Below are 24570 nucleotides of genomic sequence, written 5' to 3'. Positions count from 1 at the left end.
ACTATGAACGTTATTGCTATCATGAATCACATGGGCGTCTACTTTAAAGAAGAGCCTATCCGTGAGCTTCACCGCGCCCTGGAAGGCCTGAACTTCCAGATTGTTTACCCAAATGACCGCGAAGACCTGCTGAAGCTGATTGAAAACAACGCCCGTCTGTGCGGCGTGATCTTCGACTGGGATAAATACAATCTCGAGCTGTGTGAAGAGATCAGCGCGATGAACGAGTACATGCCCGTTTACGCTTTCGCTAACAGCTACTCCACCCTCGACGTGAGCCTCAACGATCTGCGCATGCAGGTTCGCTTCTTCGAGTACGCGCTGGGCGCCGCCGCCGATATCGCGGCTAAAATTCGCCAGAATACCGATGAATACATCGATACCATTCTGCCGCCGCTGACCAAAGCGCTGTTCAAATATGTTCGCGAAGGCAAATACACCTTCTGTACGCCAGGCCACATGGGCGGTACCGCTTTCCAGAAAAGCCCTGTCGGCAGCATCTTCTATGACTTCTTCGGCCCGAATACCATGAAGTCAGACGTGTCGATTTCCGTTTCCGAACTGGGTTCTTTGCTTGACCACTCCGGCCCGCACAAAGAAGCGGAAGAGTATATCGCCCGCGTCTTTAACGCCGAACGTAGCTACATGGTGACCAACGGCACCTCTACCGCCAACAAGATTGTCGGCATGTACTCCGCCCCGGCGGGCAGCACCGTACTGATTGACCGTAACTGCCACAAATCGCTAACCCATCTGATGATGATGAGCGACATTACGCCAATCTACTTCCGCCCGACCCGTAACGCCTACGGCATTCTGGGTGGGATTCCGCAAAGCGAATTCCAGCACGCGACGATTGCCAAACGCGTGAAAGAGACGCCGAACGCCACCTGGCCGGTACACGCCGTTATCACCAACTCCACCTACGACGGCCTGCTGTACAACACCGACTACATCAAGAAAACGCTGGATGTGAAATCCATTCACTTCGACTCCGCGTGGGTGCCTTATACCAACTTCTCGCCGATTTATGCCGGTAAATGCGGGATGAGCGGTGGCCGTGTAGAAGGCAAAGTGATCTATGAAACCCAGTCTACGCACAAGCTGCTGGCCGCGTTCTCTCAGGCTTCGATGATTCACGTGAAGGGTGATGTCAACGAAGAGACTTTCAACGAAGCCTACATGATGCACACCACCACCTCTCCGCACTACGGTATCGTGGCCTCCACCGAAACCGCCGCGGCGATGATGAAAGGTAATGCCGGTAAGCGCCTGATTAATGGCTCTATCGAACGCGCGATCAAGTTCCGTAAAGAGATCAAACGTCTGAAAGGCGAATCTGAAGGCTGGTTCTTTGATGTCTGGCAGCCGGATCACATCGATGGCCCGGAATGCTGGCCGCTACGCTCCGACAGCCCGTGGCACGGCTTCAAAAACATCGATAACGAACACATGTACCTCGACCCGATCAAAGTCACCATTTTGACCCCGGGGATGAAGAAAGACGGCACCATGGACGAGTTCGGTATTCCGGCAAGCCTGGTGGCGAAGTATCTCGACGAGCGCGGCATCATCGTTGAGAAAACCGGCCCGTACAACCTGCTGTTCCTGTTCAGCATCGGGATCGATAAAACCAAGGCGCTGAGCCTGCTGCGCGCGCTGACCGAGTTCAAACGCGCGTTCGACCTGAACCTGCGCGTGAAAAACATCCTGCCGGCGCTGTACCGCGAGGCACCGGAGTTTTATGAAAACATGCGTATTCAGGAACTGGCGCAGAATATCCATAAACTGGTTGAGCATCACAACCTGCCGGACCTGATGTTCCGCGCGTTTGAAGTACTGCCGGAAATGGAAATGACGCCGTATGCCGCCTTCCAGAAAGAGCTGCACGGTGAAACCGAAGAGGTTTATCTCGATGAGATGGTAGGCCGCGTTAACGCCAACATGATCCTGCCGTATCCTCCGGGTGTTCCGCTGGTGATGCCGGGTGAAAAAATCACCGAGCAGAGCCGTCCGGTGCTGGAGTTCCTGCAGATGCTGTGCGAAATCGGCGCGCACTATCCGGGCTTCGAAACCGACATCCATGGCGCTTATCGTCAGGCTGACGGCCGTTACACCGTAAAAGTGCTGAAAGCAGCAAACAACAAATAATAAAAAAGTAGAGGGAAGCGGCATGCCGCTTCCCTTTTTTCACGCCGCAAGGAGTTCACATGAAAACACCCTCACAACCGCGCGCGATCTACTACATCGTGGCGATTCAAATTTGGGAATACTTCAGCTTTTACGGCATGCGCGCCCTCCTCATCCTTTATCTCACCCACCAGCTCGGCTTTAACGACAGCCATGCGATCAACCTTTTCAGCGCTTACGCTTCTCTGGTCTATGTGACCCCTATTCTGGGCGGCTGGCTCGCCGACCGCCTGCTCGGCAACCGCACGGCGGTGATTGCCGGTGCGCTACTGATGACGCTCGGCCACGTGGTGCTCGGCGTCGAATCCGACGCGACCTGGAGCCTGTATGTTGCGCTGGCGATAATTATCTGCGGCTATGGCCTGTTTAAATCCAATATCAGCTGCCTGCTCGGCGAGCTTTACGCGCCGGATGACCATCGCCGCGACGGCGGTTTCTCGCTGCTGTATGCCGCCGGAAATATCGGCTCCATCGCCGCGCCGATCGCCTGCGGGCTGGCGGCCCAATGGTACGGCTGGCACGTCGGCTTTGCGCTGGCGGGAGTCGGCATGTTTATCGGCCTGCTGGTGTTTTTAAGCGGCCACCGCCACTTCCGCCACACGCAGGGGGTAAATCGCCCGGCGCTGCGCGCGGTGAAATTTGTGCTGCCGACCTGGGGCTGGCTGGCGCTGATGCTGTGCGTCGCCCCCGTGTTCTTTACGCTGCTGCTGGAGAATGACTGGTCCGGTTATCTGCTGAGCATTGTCTGTGCCGCCGCCGCGGTGATTGTGGCGCGTATCATGCTGCGTTTCCCACAACAACGCCGCGCGCTGGGGCAGATCGTTCTGCTGATGCTGACCGGTACGCTGTTCTGGGTGCTGGCACAGCAGGGCGGCAGCTCCATCAGCCTGTTTATTGACCACTTCGTCAACCGCCACTGGTTGAATATTGAAGTGCCCACCGCGCTATTCCAGTCAGTGAATGCAATTGCGGTGATGTTCGCTGGCGTCGTGCTCGCCTGGCTGGCGCGTCCGGAAGGGGGGATTAGCTCGACGCTGCGGGTGTGGCTGAAGTTCGCCTTTGGCCTGGCGTTGATGGCCGCGGGCTTTATGCTGCTGGCGCTGAACGCACATGGTGCGCAGGTCCATGGCCAGGCGTCGATGGGAATGATGATCGTGGGTCTGGCGCTAATGGGGTTCGCGGAGTTGTTTATTGACCCGGTCGCGATGGCGCAAATTACCCGCTTGAATCTGCCCGGCGTCACTGGCGTACTGACCGGTATCTACATGCTGGCAACCGGCTCCGTCGCCAACTGGCTGGCGGGCGTGGTGGCACAAAAAACCACCGAATCGCAGATCAGCGAAACGGCTGTCGACGCCTACGGGCACTTTTTCTCACAGATGGGGGAATGGACGCTGGGTTGCGTGGCGCTGATGATGGTGCTGGTCGTCTTGAAACGTCTGCTCGGCTCGCCCAGCGCGCCGCTGGCGCAGGCTGACGAATAATACAAAGGCCGCCTGAAACTTTGTAGGCCGGATAAGCAAAGCGCCATCCGGCAGGACCCGCGTGATGTGCCGGATGGCGGCGTAAACGCCTTATCCGGCCTACGCCGACTGCGTATCCCCGCAGGCAGATGAGGACGGGCTTAGATTGCCGCGTCGTCCTCTTCGCCGGTACGGATACGAATCACGCGCGCCACATCAAAGACGAAAATTTTGCCGTCGCCGATTTTGCCGGTCTGCGCGGTACGGATAATGGTATCCACGCAGGTATCGACGATATCGTCGGTGACCACGATTTCAATTTTTACTTTCGGCAGAAAGTCCACCATGTACTCGGCGCCGCGGTAGAGCTCGGTGTGGCCCTTCTGGCGACCAAAGCCTTTCACTTCCGTTACCGTCATCCCGGTGATGCCCACTTCCGCCAGCGCTTCACGGACGTCATCCAGTTTGAAGGGTTTAATAATCGCATCAATCTTTTTCATGGTATTCCTGTTGTTTTATCGCGTAACCGGTTGCTTACCGTATCATAAATCACTCGTATGTACGGTGCTACTCTTTAAAATCGTTGGCGTCCAGTTCATGCCGCGAGAGTAATTTATAGAACTCGGTACGGTTGCGGCCCGCCATCCTCGCGGCATGGGTAACGTTACCTTTGGTAATTTGCAGCAGCTTGCGCAGGTAGTTAAGTTCAAACTGATTACGCGCCTCGACAAAGGTTGGCAGCGCGGTGTTTTCCCCTTCCAGCGCCTGCTCCACCAGCGCATCGCTGATCACCGGCGAAGAGGTCAGCGCCACGCACTGCTCAATCACGTTCACCAGTTGACGCACGTTGCCCGGCCAGTTGGCCGCCATCAAACGCTTCATCGCATCGGTAGAAAACGCGCGCACGAACGGTTTATGTCGGTCGGCGGCCTGGCGCAGCAGGTAGTTTGCCAGCAGCGGGATATCTTCGGTACGTTCGGCAAGCGTCGGAATCTTCAGATTCACCACGTTCAGGCGGTAGAACAGATCCTCACGGAATTCGCCGCGCGCCATCGCTTTCGGCAGATCCCGGTGGGTGGCGGAAATAATCCGCACGTTAATGTCCAGGTCGCGGTTGCTGCCCAGCGGGCGCACCTTCCGCTCCTGCAGCACGCGCAGCAGCTTCACCTGCAGCGGCGCGGGCATATCGCCAATTTCATCGAGAAACAGCGTGCCGCCCTCAGCCGCCTGGAACAGCCCCTCACGGTTGCTGACCGCGCCGGTAAAGGCACCGCGAGCGTGACCAAATAGCTCGGACTCAAGTAGCTGTTCCGGCAACGCGCCGCAGTTAATCGCCACAAACGGCTTTGCGTGACGCGGGCTGGCATTATGAATCGCCTGCGCCAGAATCTCTTTACCGGTACCGCTCTGGCCGTTAATCAGCACGCTAACGTCCGATTGCGCCACCATTTGCGCCTGCTCCAGCAGGCGCAGCATCAATGGGCTACGGGTGACGATGGCTTCCCGCCACTGCTCATCATTGGCAGGCGAAGAACGCGCTAACGCCTCATCGATGGCCTTATAGAGCGCATCTTTATCCACCGGCTTGGTTAAGAAACTAAACACGCCTTGCTGCGTGGCGGAAACCGCATCCGGAATAGAGCCATGCGCCGTGAGTATAATCACCGGCATACCCGGCTGCACTTTCTGGATTTCGCTGAACAGCTGCATGCCATCCATTTCGTCCATGCGCAGATCGCTAATCACCAGATCGATACGCTCTTTCGCCAGCACGCGAAGCCCCTGCTGACCGCTTTCCGCCGTATCGACGCGATAGCCTTCGCTAGCCAGGCGCATCCCCAGCAGCTTAAGCAGACCGGGATCATCATCCACCAGCAGCAGGTGCGCAGGTTTACGGTTACTCATGTTTATCCTCATCAGATGCCGCCGGATGTGATATATCAGCGCCCGGCTTACGGCTGGAAAGCTGGCGTTCGATATCCGTCAGGTTTTGCAGTTTGCGGGTGGTGAGATCCAGTTCAGCCTGGAGCTGCTGCTGCTGCAGACGCAGCGCGTCCAGCTGACCATCGCTGGTTTCCTGCAGTTTGCTATAGCGCAGTCGCTCCTCGGACAATGACAATTGCAGCGCCTGACCATCGCGCCATACCTGGTAGAGTGGACGAATGCGGGTAGGAATCTGCGGGCTCAGCGCGTCAATGTCGCTGACCAGCTGACGCCGCTCCGCGGGGGCAATTTTGGCGTTTGCCAACAGGATGCCGCGCTTAAACGCGCCCTGCCAGCTGTCGGCTACCAGAGAGTTCGCTTCGGCACGGGCGCGGGCCGCCGCCAGACGGTCGGCACAGTCCATACCGCGCAACCAGTAAAGTGGATTGTTTTCGGCAGTACCGCCATTCAGCGACCAGATGTCATCGCAATTGGTCGACAGATAATCCGCCACCTGCTGTCGCGGCTCGCTGACCTCGCCGCTGGCGCCCGCATTGTGCGGTAAAAGCGTGGCGTTACATCCGGAGAGCATCACGCAGGCCAGGCCTAACAGGCCATCTCGCCACTGCCGTAGTCGTTGACCCGTACGTGCTAATCGTTGGGGCATAGTCACTCGATATTGATTTAGGTGGTTGTTTTTTCAAGCCCAGGGGCCGGAAGCTCGATGCGAAAACAGACGTTGCCGTCCTGAGCGTCAAGGAGATGCAGTTCGCCGTGCATTTTGCGCACTGAATCGCGCGCCAGGCTTAACCCCAGACCGCTCCCTTTCACCGCGCCTTTGCGCTGGTGGCTGCCCTGGAAGAAAGGCTCGAAAATCATTAATTTTTCTGCGTCCGGGATAGGTGAGCCGGTATTGATGACATCAATAGAAACTCGCCCCCCTTCCCGACGGCTTCGGAGATAAATGTTACCGGATTCAGTGCCATAGTGCACCGCATTCGAGTAGAGATTATCCAGTGCATTCATTAATAGCGTCGGCTCCGCCAGGCAGCCAGCCGCCTGCAGGTCGACCTGCGTGCGCATCATTTTAGCTCGCGTGGGCAGGCTGTGCGCGGAAACGACCATCTCGATCAACGGCGCCAGCGCGACATACTCCATCCGTACGGCAGTTTCGCTGAGCTTACGGTTATAGTCCAGCAGCTGTTCAATCAGGGTTTGCAGGTTGCGGCTGCTGCTATCCAGAATAGCAACCACCTCTTTTTGCTCGGCGGTAAGCGGCCCAACCACCTGGTCGACCAGCAGTTCGGTACCTTCGCGCATGCTGGCAAGCGGCGTTTTTAACTCGTGAGAAAGGTGACGCAGAAACTGATGGCGCTGTGATTCCAGCCACGACAGACGCTCGCTCAGCCAGATAATGCGCTGCCCGACGGATCGCAGCTCGCGCGGGCCACGGAACATCACTTCGCCATCCAGCGATTGCCCTTCCCCCAGGCGGTTAATCATACTCTCAATGCCCTTCACCGGCCCGATGATCATGCGGGTAAACAGCAGCACCATCGCCAGACTTACCAGGAACAGCACCAGCGCCTGCCAGCCAAAGAACTGGCCGCGCTCGGCAATTGCCTGCTGAAGCTGCTGCCCACGGGAGAAGACGACGGTGCGGGTGGCCTGCACCAGTTCAGCGTTGGCGCTGGAGAATGCTTCCAGCCTGGCCAACGCCTCTTTCTGCGGGCCGCTGTTCGTGCACTGAAGCTGCGTCAGGTCGTGCAGATTCTGGCGCAGACGCTGGTAAAGGGTTTCATCAGGCAGCACGCCAGCGTGCGCGTCCAGCATATCGCTATAGCGCTTCCGTTGATTCTGGTACACCTTCGCCAGCGTAGGGTCATCCAGCACGCAATACTGGCGGTAACTACGCTCCATATCCAGCGCGACATTAGCCATCGCTTCACTGCGGCGAGCGTCGATAAGCGTGGTGCGGTTAGTCTGCTCGGCCTGCGCGCTCAGTATGTTCAGGCTCTGCCAGGCCTGCCACGCCAGCACCAGCAGCGGCAGCAGAATCAGCAGAAAGGCCAGCGTCACCAGTTGGCGCAGCGATCGGGGCGAAAGAGAGAGGCGTTTCAACGGAGGTGTCTCAGTAAATCAACGTACCGGAATGCTAACTGAGGATATCGGCGAGGGAAAGGCCAGAAATAACAAAGCCGGGCAAAAGCCCGGCTTTGTTATGGAATAAGGCGGTGCCTAACTCAACGTTTCGCCCGATGGTTGATAAAGCAGCGCTATTATCAGTTGCTGGACGGCAGGCACCTTGTTGTGCGTCATTCGAAGTTTATGTAGCACGTCCCGAAGGGGCTGACATAAGAAGGTGAATGAGCCACTGGTTAACATTATGCACGATGTGTGCCAATATTCAAAACAATAAATTAACACAATGAAATATATGGAAAATATATGAAAAAAATCGCAGTTAACGAATTGCGCGTCATTCACTCACAATGTCGCCGATTAGAGACACTCTTTTCCAGAAAAAATAAATAACATAAAAATCAGATAATTAAGCGTCTCCATTTGGAGACACTGACCTGGGCGATATGTCGGGATTTACCGACACCCGCGCAATACCGGTATCACGTTGTTCGCCCTATCGACACCGCAGAATAAAAAAAGCCCCTCCGAAGAGGGGCTGGAAGGATTAGCCAAGCTGCTTACGCGCGTTACGGAAGATACGCATCCACGGGCTATCCTCGCCCCAGTTTTCCGGGTGCCAGGAGTTCGCCACGGTACGGAACACACGTTCCGGGTGCGGCATCATGATAGTGACGCGGCCGCTTTCGTTGGTGACCGAGGTAATGCCGTTCGGCGAGCCGTTCGGGTTCGCCGGGTAGGCTTCGGTGACTTTCCCGAAGTTATCGACGAAGCGCAGCGCCACCAGACCTTTGCTTTCCAGCGCAGCGAGGTGTGCGCCATCACGCACTTCCACATGACCTTCACCATGAGAAACGGCGATCGGCATGCGGGAACCTTCCATGCCGGCCAGCAGCAGCGACGGGCTGCTGGTCACTTCCACCAGGCTGAAACGTGCTTCAAAACGGTCAGAGTGGTTACGCACAAAGCGCGGCCACAGATCGCTGCCCGGAATCAGCTCGCGCAGATTCGACATCATCTGGCAGCCGTTACACACGCCCAGCGCCAGCGTCTGCGGACGATGGAAGAAGGTTTCAAACTCATCGCGGACGCGGCTGTTGAACAGAATCGATTTCGCCCAGCCTTCTCCTGCGCCCAGCACGTCGCCGTAGGAGAAACCGCCACAGGCCACCAGCGCCTGGAAGTCCGCCAGACCGGTGCGCCCTGCCAGCAGGTCGCTCATGTGGACATCGATAGCGTCGAAGCCCGCACGGTGGAAGGCGGCCGCCATCTCAACGTGGGAGTTCACGCCCTGCTCGCGCAGTACGGCCACTTTTGGACGCGCACCGGTGGCAATATACGGTGCCGCAACATCCGCATTGATATCGAAGGTGAGCTTCACGTTGAGGCCAGGATCGTTATCGTTGGCTTTCGCTTCATGTTCCTGATCGGCACATTCCGGGTTATCGCGCAGACGCTGCATCTGCCAGGTGGTCTCTGCCCACCACATACGCAACGTGGTACGGCTTTCGCTGAACACCGGCTGACCGTTGGCGGTCAGAGTGAAGCGGTCGCCTTCAACGGCTTTACCGAGATAATGCACGCAATCGGCGAGACCGTTGGCCGCCAGAATCGCTTCCACCGCCTCACGGTCAGCGGCGCGTACCTGAATCACCGCCCCCAGTTCTTCGTTGAACAGCGCAGCCAGACGATCGTCGCCAAGGCTGGCAACATCCGCTTCCACGCCGCAGTGACCGGCAAAGGCCATCTCTGCCAGGGTGACCAGCAGGCCGCCGTCAGAACGGTCGTGGTAGGCCAGCAGCTTACGCTGTGCGACCAGCGCCTGAATCGCGTCGTAGAAGCCTTTCAGCTGCGCCACGTCGCGCACGTCGGCCGGCTTATCGCCCAGTTGACGGTAAACCTGTGCCAGCGCCGTTGCGCCCAGCGCGTTGTGGCCCTTGCCGAGATCAATCAGCAGCAGGGCGTTGTCTTCGGTGACCAACTGCGGCGTAATGGTGTGGCGAACATCTTCCACGCGGGCAAAGGCGGAAATCACCAGCGACAGCGGCGAAGTCATTTCGCGCTGTTCGTTGCCTTCCTGCCAGCGGGTTTTCATCGACATCGAGTCTTTACCCACCGGAATGGTGAGGCCCAGCTGCGGACACATCTCTTCACCGATGGCTTTCACCGCTTCGTACAGACCGGCATCTTCACCCGGGTGACCCGCGGCGGACATCCAGTTTGCCGACAGCTTAATATGTTTGATATCGCCGATCTGCGTGGCGGCGATGTTGGTCAGCGCTTCCCCTACCGCCAGACGAGCGGAGGCAGCGAAGTCCAGCAGCGCGACCGGCGCACGTTCGCCGATTGCCATCGCTTCACCGTAGTAGCTGTCGAGGCTGGCGGTCGTGACCGCACAGTTAGCTACCGGAATCTGCCACGGTCCCACCATCTGATCGCGCGCCACCATACCGGTAACGGTACGGTCGCCGATGGTCACGAGGAAGGTTTTCTCAGCGACGGTCGGCAGGTGCAGCACGCGGTTGACCGCGTCAGCCAGCGTAATCTGCTCGCGCGCCAGCGCTTCGCCCTTCGCTTTCAGCGTCTGTACATCGCGCGTCATCTTCGGCGTTTTACCTAACAGCACATCCAGCGGCATGTCGATCGGCTGGTTGTCAAAATGGCTGTCGCTCAGGGTTAAATGCTGCTCTTCAGTCGCTTCACCAATCACCGCATACGGCGCGCGCTCGCGCTTACACAGTTCGTCAAACAGCGGCAACTGGTCGGCGGCAACCGCCAGCACGTAACGTTCCTGAGATTCGTTACACCAGATTTCCAGCGGGCTCATACCCGGCTCGTCGCTGAGGATATCGCGCAGCTGGAATTTACCGCCGCGACCGCCATCGCTTACCAGCTCCGGCATGGCGTTGGACAGACCGCCCGCGCCGACGTCGTGAATAAACAGAATCGGGTTGGCATCGCCCATCTGCCAGCAGCGGTCGATAACTTCCTGACAGCGGCGTTCCATTTCCGGGTTATCGCGTTGTACGGAGGCGAAGTCGAGATCGGCATCAGACTGACCGGAAGCCATAGAGGATGCCGCGCCGCCGCCGAGGCCGATGTTCATCGCCGGGCCGCCGAGGACAATCAGCTTAGCGCCAACGACGATCTCGCCTTTCTGCACGTGATCGGCGCGAATGTTGCCGATCCCACCTGCCAGCATGATCGGCTTGTGGTAGCCGCGCAGCTCTTCGCCGTTGTGGCTGTTAACCTTCTCTTCGTAGGTACGGAAGTAGCCGGTCAGCGCCGGGCGACCAAATTCGTTGTTGAATGCCGCGCCGCCCAGCGGGCCGTCGGTCATGATATCCAGCGCGGTCACAATACGTTCCGGCTTGCCGAAGTCTTCTTCCCACGGCTGTTCGAAGCCCGGAATTCGCAGGTTGGAAACGGAGAAGCCCACCAGCCCGGCTTTCGGCTTCGCGCCGCGCCCGGTGGCGCCTTCATCACGAATTTCACCGCCGGATCCGGTTGCCGCGCCCGGCCATGGAGAGATGGCAGTCGGGTGGTTATGGGTTTCTACCTTCATCAGGATATGGGCTGGTTCCTGATGGAAATCGTAGCGACCGGTTTTGTGGTCGGCGAAGTAACGTCCAACTTCGGAACCTTCCATCACCGCGGCGTTGTCTTTATAGGCAGACAGCACGTGGTCCGGAGTGGTTTCGAAGGTGTTTTTAATCATTTTAAACAGCGACTTTGGCTGCTGTTTACCGTCGATAATCCAGTCGGCGTTAAAAATTTTGTGGCGACAGTGTTCGGAGTTGGCCTGCGCGAACATGTACAGCTCGATGTCATTCGGGTTGCGCCCCAGTTTGCTGAACGCGTCCTGCAGATAGTCGATTTCATCCTCCGCCAATGCCAGGCCGAGACGCACGTTGGCGTCAATCAGCGCCTGACGGCCCTCACCGAGCAGGTCGACGCTGGAGACCGGCGCAGGCTGGTGATGCGCAAACAGTTTTTCCGCATCCTGCAAGGAAGCAAACACGCTCTCCATCATGCGGTCGTGCAGTTCTGCCGCCACGGCGTTCAGCTGCGCTTCGGTCAGGCTTGCGGCTTCAACGTAGTACGCCACGCCGCGTTCCAGACGCTGCACCTGCTGCAGACCGCAGTTGTGGGCGATGTCAGTAGCTTTGGAAGACCAGGGAGAGATAGTGCCAGGACGGGGAGTGACGAGCAGCAGTTTACCGGTAGGGGTATGGCTGTTCAGGCTCGGGCCATACTGCAACAGTCGCTCGAGTCGGGCCCGCTCGTCTTCGGTCAGCGGCGCGTCCAGGTCGGCAAAATGGACATACTCGGCGTAAATATTGCTTACCGGGAGGTTGGCTGCCTGAAACCGCGTCAGCAGTTTGTTAATACGAAATGCAGACAGTGCAGGCGAACCACGCAGAATTTCCATCATAAGTCTCTCGTCTTCTCAGCTTTCAGTGTGCGCAATGGGGGAGAACGGCGGCTATTATAGAGAATCCTGCGCCCTGACGAAACCGTTTGCGTCGAAATAAAATCATCTCTCGTCTTTATCAATAGGTGTGACACACATCGCGAATCAGTTGCCAACTGGCGTAATCTTAAGCAAAATGCCGCTCATTCTGTAACAAACCGTAATGTTATCAGGGACCTCCACGGATACTGCAGCGAATTAACTATTTGAAAAAATTAAAGATTAATTATCTGCTCATCGGCGTCGTCACGTTGCTGCTGGCAGCGGCCCTCTGGCCCTCACTCCCCTGGTTTGGCAAACCAGAGAACCGCATCGCCGCGATTGTGGAGCGGGGGGAGCTGCGCGTCAGTACCGTGCAGTCGCCGCTGACCTACGCCACCATTAACGGCAAAGTGTATGGGCTTGATTACGAGCTGGCACAACAGTTTGCCGACTACCTCGGCGTCAAGCTAAAGGTGACCGTACGCCAGAATATCAGCCAGCTGTTTGACGACCTGGACCACGGCGATGCCGATTTACTGGCTGCAGGCCTGGTCTATAACAGCGAACGCGTACAAAGCTACCAGCCAGGGCCAACCTACTATTCCGTATCACAACAGCTGGTCTACCGCGTTGGCAGCTACCGCCCGCGTAGTCTGAGCAACGTCACCGCAGACCAACTCACCGTCGCGCCGGGGCAGGTAGTCATCAACGACCTGCAGACGCTTAAAGAGAAGAAATACCCCGATCTGGCCTGGACGGTGGATGATAAACGCGGCTCGGTCGATCTCATGCAGGCGGTCATCGACGGTAAGCTCAACTACACGATTGCGGATTCCGTCGCCATCGGCCTGTTCCAGCGCGTACACCCGGAGCTGGCGGTGGCTCTCGACGTCACTGACGAACAGCCGGTAACCTGGTTTAGCCTGAAAGACAACGACAATACGCTTTCAGCGGCGATGCTCGACTTCTTCAATAATATGAATGAAGACGGCACCCTCGCCCGCCTGGAGGAAAAGTACCTTGGGCACGGCGACGACTTTGACTACGTCGATACGCGTTCTTTCCTGCGCGCGGTGGATAACGTCCTGCCCGACCTGCAGCCGCTCTTTGAAAAGTACGCCAGCGCAATAGACTGGAAGCTGCTGGCGGCCATCTCCTACCAGGAATCGCATTGGGACCCGCTGGCAACCTCGCCGACCGGGGTACGCGGCCTGATGATGCTGACCAAAAATACCGCTCAGAGCTTAGGTCTGAGCGATCGCACCGACGCCGAGCAGAGTATCAGCGGCGGCATGCGTTATTTGCAGGACATGATGGATAAGGTACCGGACAGCGTGCCGCAGGAAGAGAAAATCTGGTTTGCGCTCGCCGCCTATAACATGGGCTACGCCCATATGCTCGACGCCCGCGCGCTGACGGCCAGGCAAAAAGGCAACCCGGATAGCTGGGCGGACGTCAAACAGCGTCTGCCGCTGCTCAGCCAGAAGGCATGGTATAGCAAGTTGACCTATGGCTACGCGCGCGGCCATGAGGCCTATGCCTACGTCGAGAACATCCGGAAGTACCAGATAAGCCTGGTAGGCTATTTGCAGGAAAAAGAGAAGAAGGCGACGGAGCGCCTGGAGATCGCGGAGGCTTACCCGGTGGTGACCCTGGATGAGCTTCACCGCGACAACAACCTTTTCGGGCTGTTCTCCTTTTTACGCCAGGACAACCAGAGCGGCAACGACGCCTCTCTGCTCTATTTTCCGGCGAAACACTAGATTACCGTTCAAAAACGCCGACAGCGTCACGCTCGTTTCCGCGCCAGTGCCAAATCAAGCCGATGACTCGGCAAAGACGCTGTTATCTAATACCTCTATGCTCAGGTCGTATCGCTAATACGGCCAACTATCCCATGAGTTCAATGAGGTTTGTATGGAAACAAAAACGGCGTCTCCCTGGAGATTACGGCTTGGTTTTTCCGTAGCCGATATTTCCTGTAATTTAGTGTGGCAATTAATTTCATTATATTTAATGTATTTTTATACCGATATCATGAAGCTCCCTGCCTATTATATCGGCATTATGTTTTTGATTACGCGCCTGGCCGACGGGGTCACGGATGTATTAATGGGGATCCTCATTGATAATACCAGTACCCGTTGGGGCCGCTGTCGTCCGTGGCTGGCGATTGGCGCCATCCCTTTTGGCCTGTTATGTATTCTCGCCTTTTATATTCCAGACTTCGGCACTACCGGCAAACTAATATGGGCGTTTATCACCTATTTTTTATTATCGGTGATGTTTACGGTGGTCAATATTCCGTATAACGCGATGCTGCCTTTCTTAAGCAACGATGCGCATGAGCGTACCGTGCTATCCTCCGTGAGAATAATGTTCAGTTTTATTGGTTCGACGATTGTCTCGGTCGCCACGTTGCCATTGGTCAATTGGTTGGGCAACGGAAATCAGGACCGTGGATTTATCTATACCGCCACGCTGTTCGGCGTGCTGTCGACTTTCTTTCTGTTTGTCAGCTTTTGCAACGTGAAAGAGCGTTACGCCATTACGCCGGAAAAGATGACCCTGCGCCGCGCCTGGCAGGGGCTCAAAGAGAACACGCCGTGGAAGGTGTTCGCCATCAATATTCTTTTTATGTGGGGCGCGTTCTTTTTACAGTCCGGCGCGCTTATCTACTTCTTTAAATATTACGTCGGCAATACCGCCCTCACCTCCGTAGCGGCAGGTATCGCCTCATTTGTGCCGCTGCTGGGTACGCTGACCGTACCGTTCCTCGCCAAACGGCTGCGCAAGATTCAGGTGTATCAGTTGGCCTGCGCCGTCAACCTCGGCGGTATGGTCATTATGATGCTCTCCGGCGTCAACGTCTGGGGGCTGATGTCCGGCGCGGTGCTGCTGGCGCTGGGCTTCGGGCAACGTAATGCTATCTATTTTTCCATGCAGGCCGATCCGGTGGACTACGGTGAGTGGAAAACCGGCATCAACACGGCGGGTATTCTTACCTCGGTAAACGGTTTTATCGGCAAGGTGGCGATGGCGGCAGCCGGGGCATTGAGCGGCTTTATGCTCTCGGCTACTGGTTACGTCGCGGAAGCGCAGCAGTCGGCGGCGGCGATTATGGCGATTAAAGCCTGCTATCTGTGGATCCCGGCGGGGTTAATTGTGGTTTCGATGCTGTGGATGGGGCGTTTTTATACTCTCGATAACCAGTATGAAGAGATTAAGAAGCAGCTCGCAGAACAAAAATTACTGAATGCAGAAGGTCTGGGGAATTGATGATGACAATGCGTAATGCACGCGCAAAATGGATCTGGCTGGCCGGTGACTTTGAGATCCGCCACGCGTTATTGCAAAACCTGCAGCGCGAAGAGCGCGGTTTCGACTGGCCCGCCTATTGGCACCTGGAAGACTGCTGCAAAAGCGTGATCTTTACCCGCCGCTACTGTTTTAGCGAACCGCAGACCTTCACCGTACAGGTAGAAGGTTCCGGCTACGCGCTGATTGACGGCAAAAAACAGCCGCTGCACGGCCCGCTGACCTGCCCGGCGGGCGAGCAAACGCTCACCTTCTACGTCGCCAATGCCAGCGGGCTTCCCGCGCTGCGCGCCGAGGGTGAGCAAATCTTCAGCGATGAAAGCTGGTTTGCCAGCGACTATATCGATACCGCGCCGGCGGGCTGCGATGCGCTCTATACCTCAGCGCAGACCTCTCCCAACGCCGTTAACTTTGAGCGTGAACCTCGGCTGCCGGTGAGTGAACGCGCGATGAATGGCGGCGTGCTGTACGATTTCGTGCGCGTCGTGAATGGGCAGCTCGCGGTCAGCTTCAACAGCGATACGCAACCGCCGGTGACGCTGTGCTATGGCGAATCCCAGGCGGAAGCGCTGGACACTCAATATTGCTACTACTCGCAGACGAACGTCACGCCGGATTCAACAATCCGTAAACGCGCCTTCCGCTACGTTTTTATTCCCGACGTCGCACATGGCGCAGTCAGCTTGGCGGCGGAGCATGAATTTATCGCCAAACCACGCTGCGCCAGCTTCCGCAGCAACGACCCGCTGATCGATCAGATCTGGCAGGTTTCGCGCGAGACGTTTGCCCTGTGCAGCGATCTGTTTTTCATTGATGGCGTGAAGCGCGACCGCTGGATCTGGTCGGGCGATGCCTGGCAGTGCACGCTGATCAACCCGTATCTGTTTTTCGATGAAGATATCAACCGCCGTACCCTGCTCGCCCTTCGCGGTCGCGACCCGATGCGCCAGCATATCAATACCATCGTCGACTACTCGCTGCTGTGGGTGATTAATATTGAGAAACACTACCTGATGAGCAACGATGCGGAGTTTGTCCGTCAGGTATACGGCAAAATGGTCAGCCTGATGGAATGGCTGATGCCCGATATCGACGAAAGCGGTTTTATTCGCGGTAAAGAAGGCGACTGGATTTTTATCGACTGGGCCGAAATCGATAAAACCGGCGCGGTGTGCGCTGAACAGATGCTGCTGCTGAAGGCCTGGCGCTCGCTGGCGCTGTGCGCGGAGATCGTCGGTGCGGATCCTGCCGAGTGGCAGCGGCGGGCCGATAAGCTGGCAAAAAACATCGACCTCTTTTTCTGGGACGAAGCGCAAGGCGCCTATATCGATAGCTATGAGAGCGGTAAACGTCACGTGACTCGTCATGCCAACATCTTCGCGCTGATGTTTGATACCGTAACCCCCGAGCGGCGACAGACCATCGTCGAGCGAGTGCTGATGAACGAGGCTATTGCCCCCATCGTCACCCCCTACTTCACCTTTTTCGAGCTGGATACGCTGTGCCAATGTGGCCGACAGGATGTGGTCTGGCAACGGATGCGCGATTACTGGGGCGGCATGCTGGCGCTGGGAGCCACAACCTTCTGGGAAGAGTACAACCCGGATATTAAAGGCGACGAACACTACGCGATGTACGGTGACAAGTTTGGTAAGAGCCTGTGCCACGCCTGGGGAGCGAGCCCGCTCTACCTGCTGGGGCGCTACTTTATCGGGCTACATCCGCTAACGCCGGGGTATGAAACCTTCGCCATTGAGCCATGGTTTGCGCCTTTTAGCATGCTGGACTGCACATTGCCGATTAAAGAGGGTGAAGTCACGCTCACCTTACGCGACAATCAGCTGACGGTTTGCGCCTCCCGCGGCGGCGGCGTGCTCCGACTGCACGGCGAAAGCTGGCCGCTTCACGCCGGGGAAGCATTAACGCTGCCAGTTACTTAACGATGTCAGTTACTTAACGATGTCAGGAGAGGAAAAATGAAGATTATGCTCGCCCAGGACTACTTCCTCTCCGATACCCACGCGTTTTCGCTGTTCAGTTCACGCGATCAGGAGATGGCGGATATACACGGCCATGATTTTCACGAAATCGTCATCGTGAAAGAGGGCTGCGGATTTCACATCATCAACGATCGCGTCAATCTGGTCTTTAAGGGCGATTTTTTCTTCGTCTCCGCCAACGACATTCACTATTACGAATCCACCCGGCATCTGTCGCTGATTAATATCCTGCTGCGCCGCGACGGCGAGTTTCAGTTCGTAAAATCGCTGCTGCCTCTGCTTATACAGCTTCAAATGCAGACCCGCGAGCGGCCATCCTCATTAAACGAAGCGGCGCTGGCGCGCGTGGTGCAGCTGGCAGCTGAGATTCACAGCAAAACGGATGATGATTATGACAGTACTTATTTCGTCACAACCGAAGCCATACTTTTGACGATTGTTGGCATGCTGATGGAAAGCAGCGTCAGATTACCGCGGGGCGGTCGTTATGATGATAAAAAACGACGGTTGTTGTGCAGCATTCGGGACAATTTGCAACATGACGTCATCTGGGAGCATCTGGCGGAAGAGTGCGCCATTCCCAAACGCACTTTGTACCGGTTTATCAAGGAGTTTACTGGCTTTACGCCGGAACAGTTCGTCCAACGCTACCGCCTGTTGAAAGCGCAAGAAATGCTGCGTACCACCGAACGCTCGGTGGCCAGTATTGCCCGCGCCTGCGGGTTTAGCTCATTGCCCCGTTTAACCGAAGCCTACAGCCGTTTTTTTCAACATTCACCGAGTGCGGAAAGAGAAAAACGGACGGTGGCGTAGATACCCCCCGTTACAGGCTATTTTTTAGCGACTGCTTCAGCGCCTTTTGCTGCTGTCGGCGATGGCGAAAGAAGTCGCTCAGCATGGCCGAACACTCATCCGCCAGCACCCCTTCCGTGATTTCAACGCGATGGTTCATTCCAGGATGATGCAGGACGTCAATCAGTGAACCGGCCGCGCCGGTTTTAGCATCACGCGCGCCAAACACCAGTTGGCCAATACGCCCATGCACCATCGCTCCCGCGCACATCACGCACGGTTCCAGGGTAACGTAGAGGGTCGTGTCGATCAAACGATAGTTCTGCAGCACCACCCCCCCCTGGCGTAGCGCCATAATTTCAGCATGTGCCGTCGGATCGTGACGGCCAATCGGCCGATTCCAGCCTTCGCCAATCACCTGATTATTGTGTACCAGTACCGCGCCAACCGGCACCTCGCCCTCTTCCCAGGCACGACGAGCCAGCGCCAGCGCGTGGCGCATCCAGTATTCGTGATTTTGTTCAATGTCGGACAACGTCGGGACTCCAGGTTTTCAAACGCGGCGCATTATACACAATATCCAGCAAAGCGCAGCGCCCGCTATTCCAGCTGTTCCAGCTCGCCGTGCGGCGTGACGCGCCAGCGATGCTCACAGAAAAAGAGCAGTGGGTTATCCTGCTTGCTGTCGCTGTAACCACTGTACAGGCGCAGCGGCGCGCCAAGGCGCTGCTCCAGTTGCACCACCTTTTCATGGCCAAGGCAGCGCACCGACAGTACCCGGCCACCCAGCGCACGTTGCATCTGGCTGCCGATAAGGTTCACGCGCGACATCCAGGGCGCATCGGCATAGACACGCTCTACCAACGTTTGCGGCGAGCCGGTAATCAGCCACACGTCGGCTTCATGATGCTGGAGATAGTTGTCTAAACGCGCCTGCACCACCGGAAAGGGCGTCACCGTAGCGCGAAACCAGATAATAAAGCTCGCCTCCAGCGCATTGAGCGTGGCTTCCCGCCGCCCAAAGGTGCAGCCCCACAGCAGAACGCTCATCGGCCAGCGGGCCGCGCGACCTTTGATAAGCATCGCCAACCCAATGGCGGGAAGCAGCGGCAGCACCAAGAGCATGTTAAGCGGCAGGCGATGCAGCAAATAGCGGATAAACGACCCGAACAGGTCCTGTTGGTGCAGCGTACCGTCAAGGTCGAAAAACACCACGCGGCGAGAGTGGCTAGTCAAAAGCGTCTCCTGTATTCCTGAGCAAATCATCCCACAGACTAGCAGATTGCCAACCGTCTTTCGCCAAACGGCGACTTAACGGACGTGATGCGCGAAAAGAGTTGCGTTTTTGCCGGTGCATGGAATATTTAATTCGGTATATTCCGGTATAATAGAATACATAATTCTTGCAGATGATCAGAACGATGTTCTGGCGCAAGGTGGCGATCTTGCCCATGAGGTTCTTATGAATTGTCTAATCAGTATCCGCCAGCGTTATCCTCAGCTGGCGCAAAGCGATCGTAAACTGGCGGATTTTATTCTGGCGCAGCCGGACCAGGCGCGTCATTTAAGTTCACAGCAGTTGGCCAGTCAGGCTGGCGTCAGTCAGTCCAGCGTGGTGAAATTCGCCCAAAAGTTGGGCTTTAAGGGTTTCCCGGCGCTGAAGCTGGCGCTCAGCGAGGCGCTGGCCAGCAACGTCAACCCGCACTCGGTGCCGGTGCATAATCAGATTTGCGGCGACGATCCGCTACGGCTGGTCGGCGAGAAGCTAATTAAAGATAACGTCGCGGCAATGCATGCTTCACTGGACGTTAACAGTGAAGACAAACTGCTGGAGACCATCAACCTGCTACGCGGCGCGCGGCGCATCATTCTCACCGGCATTGGCGCTTCCGGGCTGGTGGCGCGTAATTTTAGCTGGAAGCTGATGAAAATTGGCTTCAACGCCGTGGCGGAGCTTGATATGCACGCCCTGCTCGCCACCGTTCAGGCGATGGCGCAGGACGATCTGCTGTTGGCAATCTCTTATTCCGGCGCGCGTCGCGAGATCAATCTCGCCGCCGACGAAACGTTACGGGTAGGCGGCAAAGTGCTCGCCATTACCGGCTTTTCGCCCAACGCGCTACAGCAGCGCGCGACGCACTGCCTTTATACCATTGCCGAAGAGCAGGCAACGCGCAGTGCCGCGATTTCCTCCACCAGCGCGCAGATGATGCTCACCGATCTCCTGTTTATGGGCCTGGTGCAGCAGGATCTGGAAAAGGCGCCGGAGCGTATTCGCCACAGCGAGGCGCTGGTGAAAAAGCTGGTTTGATCTGCGGTGCGATGACCACAGAAAAGGTATGGCCTGCGTGGAAAATGCGCGTATAATGCGCGCCCTGTTGATCGAGTTACTGAGAATTTACTGATGGCGCTGTTAATCACCAAAAAATGTATCAACTGCGATATGTGCGAACCGGAATGCCCTAACCAGGCCATTTCGATGGGTGATAGCATCTATGAGATCGACCACGATCGCTGCACCGAGTGCATCGGCCATTACGAAACGCCAACCTGCCAGAAAGTGTGCCCGATCCCGAATACGATTCTGAAAGATCCGGCACATCTGGAAAGCGAAGAGCAGCTGTGGGATAAATTTGTCCAGCTGCACCACGCGGACAAAATCTAGCTTTCGACAATCACCGTCGCGCAAGCGTAGTGACGCTCATCGGCAAGCGTCACGTGCATGTGAGCCACGCCCATACGCTCGGCGAGTAACTTCGCTTCTCCCCATAAACGCAGTTTCGGCTTGCCCATTTCGTCGTTAAAAACTTCAAACTGATTAAACGCCAGGCCGTTACGAATACCGGTGCCCAGCGCCTTCGACGCCGCTTCTTTCACCGCAAAACGCTTTGCCAGAAAACGCACCGGCTGCTGGTGCGTCTCCCAGATGGCCCACTCATTATCGCTGAGCACCCGACGCGCAAGGCGATCGCCGCTACGGGCAATCACCGCTTCAATACGGGCGATTTCGACAATGTCTGTCCCGAGCCCCAGAATCGCCATTACGCGCGCGCTTCCAGCATCAGGCGCTTCATTTCCGCCACCGCCTCTTTCAGGCCGCTCATCACCGCCCGGCCAATAATCGCGTGGCCGATATTCAGCTCGTGCATTTCCGGCAGCGCAGCAATGGCTTTCACGTTGTGATAAGTGAGACCGTGGCCCGCGTTAACCTTCAGGCCCAGGCTTGCGGCGTAGGTCGCGGCTTTCGCGATACGCTCGAGCTCTTTGGCCTGTTCCGCATCGGTGGCGGCATCGGCGTAGCAGCCGGTGTGAATTTCAATATACGGCGCGCCCACATCAGCGGCGGCTTTAATCTGCGCGTCGTCGGCGTCAATAAACAGCGACACCAGGATGCCCGCGTCGGCAAGGCGTTTGCAGGCATCGCGCATTTTGTCAAACTGACCGGCAACGTCCAGACCGCCTTCGGTGGTCACTTCCTGACGTTTTTCCGGCACCAGGCAGCAGAAATGCGGCTTAGTTTCACAGGCAATGGCCAGCATCTCTTCGGTTACAGCCATCTCCAGGTTCATGCGGGTATCCAGCGTCTGGCGCAGGATACGCACGTCGCGGTCGGTGATGTGGCGACGATCTTCACGTAAATGCACGGTGATACCATCCGCGCCGGCCTGCTCGGCGATAAACGCGGCCTGTACCGGGTCCGGGTAAGCGGTGCCGCGTGCGTTACGCAGGGTGGCAATGTGGTCAATATTGACGCCTAACAGTAATTCAGCCATGACAATCCTCGTGTTTTTATTTTTAACTTCGTTCCCCTCACCCCAGCCCTTCCCCCAAAGAGGCAAGGGTGAAAAGCGGGATGGGTGCAATCAGTGTTACCGCTTCGGCATAAATTGTCGAAACAACTCGCGGCTCTTCAAAGGTTTCCCGCCAAGATACGGCTTTAACGCCATGCGGGTAAAGCGTTTCGCTGCACGCAGCGTATCAATATCCGGAAACTCGCGGTTAGCTAGCGCTTTCAGCTGATGGCCGGTAAAGGTGTTGTTATCGATAACCACGCTGGCAATAAACCCTTTCTCTTCCCGGTAGCGGTAGGTCATGGTGTCGTCCACCTCATCGCCGCTGCCGGCACAGTGCAGGAAGTCGACGCCATAGCCAAGGTGCCCTAGCAACGCCAGCTCAAAGCGGCGCAGCGCCGGTTCAGGCGAACCCGTTGCGCCAGCCAACGCCTGGATACAGTGCAGATAGTCAAAAAAGAGTTCGGAAAAGCGGGTTTCATGCTCAAGCACGCGCGACACCAGTTCGTTGATGTACAGACCGCTATACAGCGTAATACCGCTCAGAGGAAGTGCCAGCGAAACAGCTTCAGCGCTACGCAGCGTTTTCACTTCGCCACGCCCGCCAAAACGGACTAACAGAGGGGTAAAGGGCTGAAGCGCACCTTTAAGGTTGGAACGTTTGGAACGTGCGCCTTTTGCCACAAGGCGCACGCGACCCGATTCTTCCGTGAAGACGTCCAGCATCAGGCTGGTCTCGCTCCAGGGGCGACTATGCAGAACAAATGCGCGCTGCCAGCCCTCCATCGGGGTTATTCTCAGAGATCGTCGACGTAACCGAGACTGCGCAGCGCGCGCTCGTCATCCGCCCAGCCTGATTTCACTTTCACCCACAGTTCCAGGTGAACAGGCGCTTCGAACATCTCCTGCATATCTTTACGGGCTTCAATACCGATGGTTTTGATCTTGGCGCCTTTGTTGCCAATCACCATCTTCTTCTGCCCTTCACGCTCGACCAGGATCAGACCATTGATGTCGTAGCCGCCGCGTTCGTTAGAGACGAAGCGCTCGATTTCAACGGTCACCGAGTACGGCAGCTCAGCCCCCAGGAAACGCATCAGCTTTTCACGGATGATTTCCGAAGCCATAAAGCGCTGTGAACGGTCGGTGATGTAGTCTTCCGGGAAATGGTGTGTTGCTTCCGGCAGGTGCTTACGTACGATACCGGCTACGGTGTCCACGTTCAGCCCGCTCTCCGCAGAGATAGGCACGATATCGAGGAAGTTCATCTGGCTACCGAGGAACTGCAGATGCGGCAGGAGATCCGCTTTTTCCTGCACGTTATCCACTTTGTTGACGGCCAGAATCACCGGCGCTTTGCCTTCGCGCAGTTTGTTCAGCACCATTTCGTCATCCGGCGTCCAGCGGGTGCCTTCGACCACGAAAATCACCAGCTCAACGTCACCGATAGAGCTGCTGGCCGCCTTGTTCATCAGACGGTTGATGGCACGCTTCTCTTCCATATGCAGGCCCGGAGTATCGACGTAGATCGCCTGGTACTCGCCTTCGGTATGGATGCCCACAATACGGTGGCGCGTGGTCTGCGCTTTACGGGAGGTAATCGAGATCTTCTGCCCGAGCAGCTTGTTCAACAGTGTGGATTTGCCGACGTTCGGACGACCGACGATGGCAATAAATCCGCAGTAGGTTTTTTCTTCGCTCATTCCAGCTCCAGCTTTTTCAGCGCCTGTTCGGCGGCAGCCTGTTCCGCCTTGCGACGGCTGGAACCTGTGCCGACCACCGGTTCACTCAGGCCGCTAACCTGGCAGTGGATAGTAAATTCCTGATCGTGTGCTTCCCCACGCACCTGAACCACCAGATAAGATGGCAGCGGCAGATGGCGGCCTTGCAGATACTCCTGCAAGCGTGTTTTTGGATCTTTTTGCTTATCGCCCGGGCTAATTTCGTCCAGACGGGTCTGGTACCAGGAGAGGATCAGCTTCTCGACGGTTTGAATATCACTGTCGAGGAACACCCCGCCGATTAACGCTTCAACGGTATCCGCCAGGATAGATTCCCGACGGAAGCCGCCGCTTTTCAGCTCGCCCGGCCCCAGGCGCAGGCATTCACCCAGCTCGAACTCACGCGCGATCTCAGCCAGCGTGTTACCACGCACCAGCGTCGCACGCATGCGGCTCATATCGCCTTCATCCACGCGTGGAAAACGGTGATAGAGCGCGTTTGCGATCACGTAGCTTAAAATGGAATCGCCCAGGAACTCTAAGCGTTCGTTATGTTTGCTGCTAGCACTGCGGTGCGTTAACGCCTGTTGCAACAGCTCCTGATGAAGAAAAGTGTAGCCCAGCTTCCGTTGAAGCCGATTAATTACGATGGGGTTCATGCGATACCAAATAAATAAATGCGTCCACAATGCAGCACACGAAACAGACCTGAGGAAAACCAACGCGGTTTCGTGTGCCGTGTCTCCCATAAGAGACATCCGAAACTTCGGGGGG

At 56.7% G+C, this 24570-nt stretch carries 20 protein-coding genes; 8 read left to right on the top strand and 12 right to left on the bottom strand.

Translation table 11 applies throughout. The features are described from left to right. The first annotated feature begins 3 nt into the window (after positions 1-3). Positions 4-2151, top strand: a complete 2148-nt coding sequence (gene cadA / locus M989_RS06410; RefSeq protein ID WP_064543670.1) for a lysine decarboxylase CadA — start codon at positions 4-6, stop codon at positions 2149-2151. 59 nt (positions 2152-2210) lie between these two features. Beyond that, entirely contained in the window at positions 2211-3674 is a 1464-nt protein-coding gene (gene dtpD / locus M989_RS06405) for a dipeptide permease DtpD (RefSeq protein WP_064543475.1), read from the top strand. 140 nt (positions 3675-3814) lie between these two features. On the opposite strand, the gene glnB is transcribed toward dtpD, so the two are convergent. From glnB to purL, 5 genes are all read right to left on the bottom strand, one after another. After that, positions 3815-4153 (bottom strand): nitrogen regulatory protein P-II, encoded by a 339-nt coding sequence (gene glnB, locus M989_RS06400; RefSeq protein WP_002914032.1) that lies wholly within the window; start codon positions 4151-4153, stop codon positions 3815-3817. A gap of 67 nt (positions 4154-4220) precedes the next feature. Then, positions 4221-5558, bottom strand: coding sequence for a two-component system response regulator GlrR (gene glrR / locus M989_RS06395; protein ID WP_064543473.1), 1338 nt, complete (start codon positions 5556-5558; stop codon positions 4221-4223). Next, positions 5551-6243, bottom strand: a complete 693-nt coding sequence (gene qseG / locus M989_RS06390; protein WP_074398746.1) for a two-component system QseEF-associated lipoprotein QseG — start codon at positions 6241-6243, stop codon at positions 5551-5553. Before qseG ends, glrR begins: the two co-directional genes overlap by 8 nt. A gap of 17 nt (positions 6244-6260) precedes the next feature. Further along, on the bottom strand, positions 6261-7697 hold the full coding sequence (gene qseE, locus M989_RS06385; protein ID WP_064543471.1) for a two component system sensor histidine kinase QseE/GlrK: 1437 nt from the start codon (positions 7695-7697) through the stop codon (positions 6261-6263). Positions 7698-8265: 568 nt separating this feature from the next. Next, positions 8266-12153 carry a phosphoribosylformylglycinamidine synthase gene (gene purL, locus M989_RS06380; protein ID WP_064543469.1) on the bottom strand — a complete coding sequence of 1296 codons (3888 nt, stop codon included), beginning with the start codon at positions 12151-12153 and terminating at the stop codon, positions 8266-8268. A gap of 245 nt (positions 12154-12398) precedes the next feature. On the opposite strand from purL, the gene mltF reads away from it, so the two are divergent. The 4 genes from mltF to M989_RS06360 all read left to right on the top strand — a co-directional run bounded on the left by mltF (position 12399) and on the right by M989_RS06360 (position 18305). Continuing rightward, a complete protein-coding gene (gene mltF, locus M989_RS06375) occupies positions 12399-13937 on the top strand; it encodes a membrane-bound lytic murein transglycosylase MltF (protein WP_064543467.1) in 1539 nt (512 codons plus the stop codon). Positions 13938-14091: 154 nt separating this feature from the next. Further along, the gene (locus M989_RS06370; RefSeq protein ID WP_064543465.1) at positions 14092-15453 is read left to right on the top strand and encodes an MFS transporter; all 1362 of its coding nucleotides are present in this window, start codon (positions 14092-14094) and stop codon (positions 15451-15453) included. Beyond that, the gene (locus M989_RS06365; protein ID WP_209438756.1) at positions 15453-17432 is read left to right on the top strand and encodes an alpha-L-rhamnosidase-related protein; all 1980 of its coding nucleotides are present in this window, start codon (positions 15453-15455) and stop codon (positions 17430-17432) included. Before M989_RS06370 ends, M989_RS06365 begins: the two co-directional genes overlap by 1 nt. A gap of 36 nt (positions 17433-17468) precedes the next feature. After that, positions 17469-18305, top strand: a complete 837-nt coding sequence (locus M989_RS06360) for a helix-turn-helix domain-containing protein (RefSeq protein WP_064543463.1) — start codon at positions 17469-17471, stop codon at positions 18303-18305. 10 nt (positions 18306-18315) lie between these two features. Here the strand turns inward: M989_RS06360 and tadA are convergent, their stop codons facing one another. Continuing rightward, on the bottom strand, positions 18316-18819 hold the full coding sequence (gene tadA, locus M989_RS06355) for a tRNA adenosine(34) deaminase TadA (protein WP_064543462.1): 504 nt from the start codon (positions 18817-18819) through the stop codon (positions 18316-18318). A gap of 65 nt (positions 18820-18884) precedes the next feature. Continuing rightward, complete coding sequence (gene yfhb, locus M989_RS06350; protein WP_064543460.1) at positions 18885-19520, bottom strand: phosphatidylglycerophosphatase C; 636 nt, start codon at positions 19518-19520, stop codon at positions 18885-18887. A 226-nt stretch (positions 19521-19746) separates the two neighbouring features. Between yfhb and M989_RS06345 the strand changes: the two genes are divergently transcribed. Both M989_RS06345 and M989_RS06340 read left to right on the top strand, forming a co-directional pair. Beyond that, positions 19747-20595: a MurR/RpiR family transcriptional regulator gene (locus M989_RS06345; protein ID WP_064543458.1), complete on the top strand. Its 849-nt coding sequence runs from the start codon at positions 19747-19749 to the stop codon at positions 20593-20595. 93 nt (positions 20596-20688) lie between these two features. Continuing rightward, entirely contained in the window at positions 20689-20949 is a 261-nt protein-coding gene (locus M989_RS06340) for a YfhL family 4Fe-4S dicluster ferredoxin (protein ID WP_064543456.1), read from the top strand. Here the strand turns inward: M989_RS06340 and acpS are convergent. The 5 genes from acpS to rnc form a co-directional block, all read right to left on the bottom strand. Then, entirely contained in the window at positions 20946-21326 is a 381-nt protein-coding gene (gene acpS / locus M989_RS06335; RefSeq protein ID WP_064543453.1) for a holo-ACP synthase, read from the bottom strand. The genes M989_RS06340 and acpS overlap by 4 nt on opposite strands. Further along, on the bottom strand, positions 21326-22057 hold the full coding sequence (pdxJ, locus tag M989_RS06330) for a pyridoxine 5'-phosphate synthase (protein WP_064543451.1): 732 nt from the start codon (positions 22055-22057) through the stop codon (positions 21326-21328). The genes acpS and pdxJ overlap by 1 nt, the downstream gene beginning before the upstream one ends. A 96-nt stretch (positions 22058-22153) precedes the next feature. Next, positions 22154-22861 (bottom strand): DNA repair protein RecO, encoded by a 708-nt coding sequence (gene recO, locus M989_RS06325; RefSeq protein ID WP_064543449.1) that lies wholly within the window; start codon positions 22859-22861, stop codon positions 22154-22156. An 11-nt stretch (positions 22862-22872) separates the two neighbouring features. Continuing rightward, positions 22873-23778 carry a GTPase Era gene (era, locus tag M989_RS06320; RefSeq protein WP_064543447.1) on the bottom strand — a complete coding sequence of 302 codons (906 nt, stop codon included), beginning with the start codon at positions 23776-23778 and terminating at the stop codon, positions 22873-22875. Beyond that, entirely contained in the window at positions 23775-24455 is a 681-nt protein-coding gene (gene rnc, locus M989_RS06315) for a ribonuclease III (RefSeq protein WP_064543445.1), read from the bottom strand. The genes era and rnc overlap by 4 nt, the downstream gene beginning before the upstream one ends. Positions 24456-24570: the final 115 nt, after the last annotated feature.

It is taken from the genome of Kluyvera georgiana ATCC 51603 (assembly GCF_001654985.1).
In the GTDB taxonomy this organism is placed as follows: domain Bacteria; phylum Pseudomonadota; class Gammaproteobacteria; order Enterobacterales; family Enterobacteriaceae; genus Kluyvera; species Kluyvera georgiana.
The sequence above is the reverse complement of the archived record's forward strand: the minus strand, read 5'-3'. Positions and strand labels throughout refer to the sequence as shown.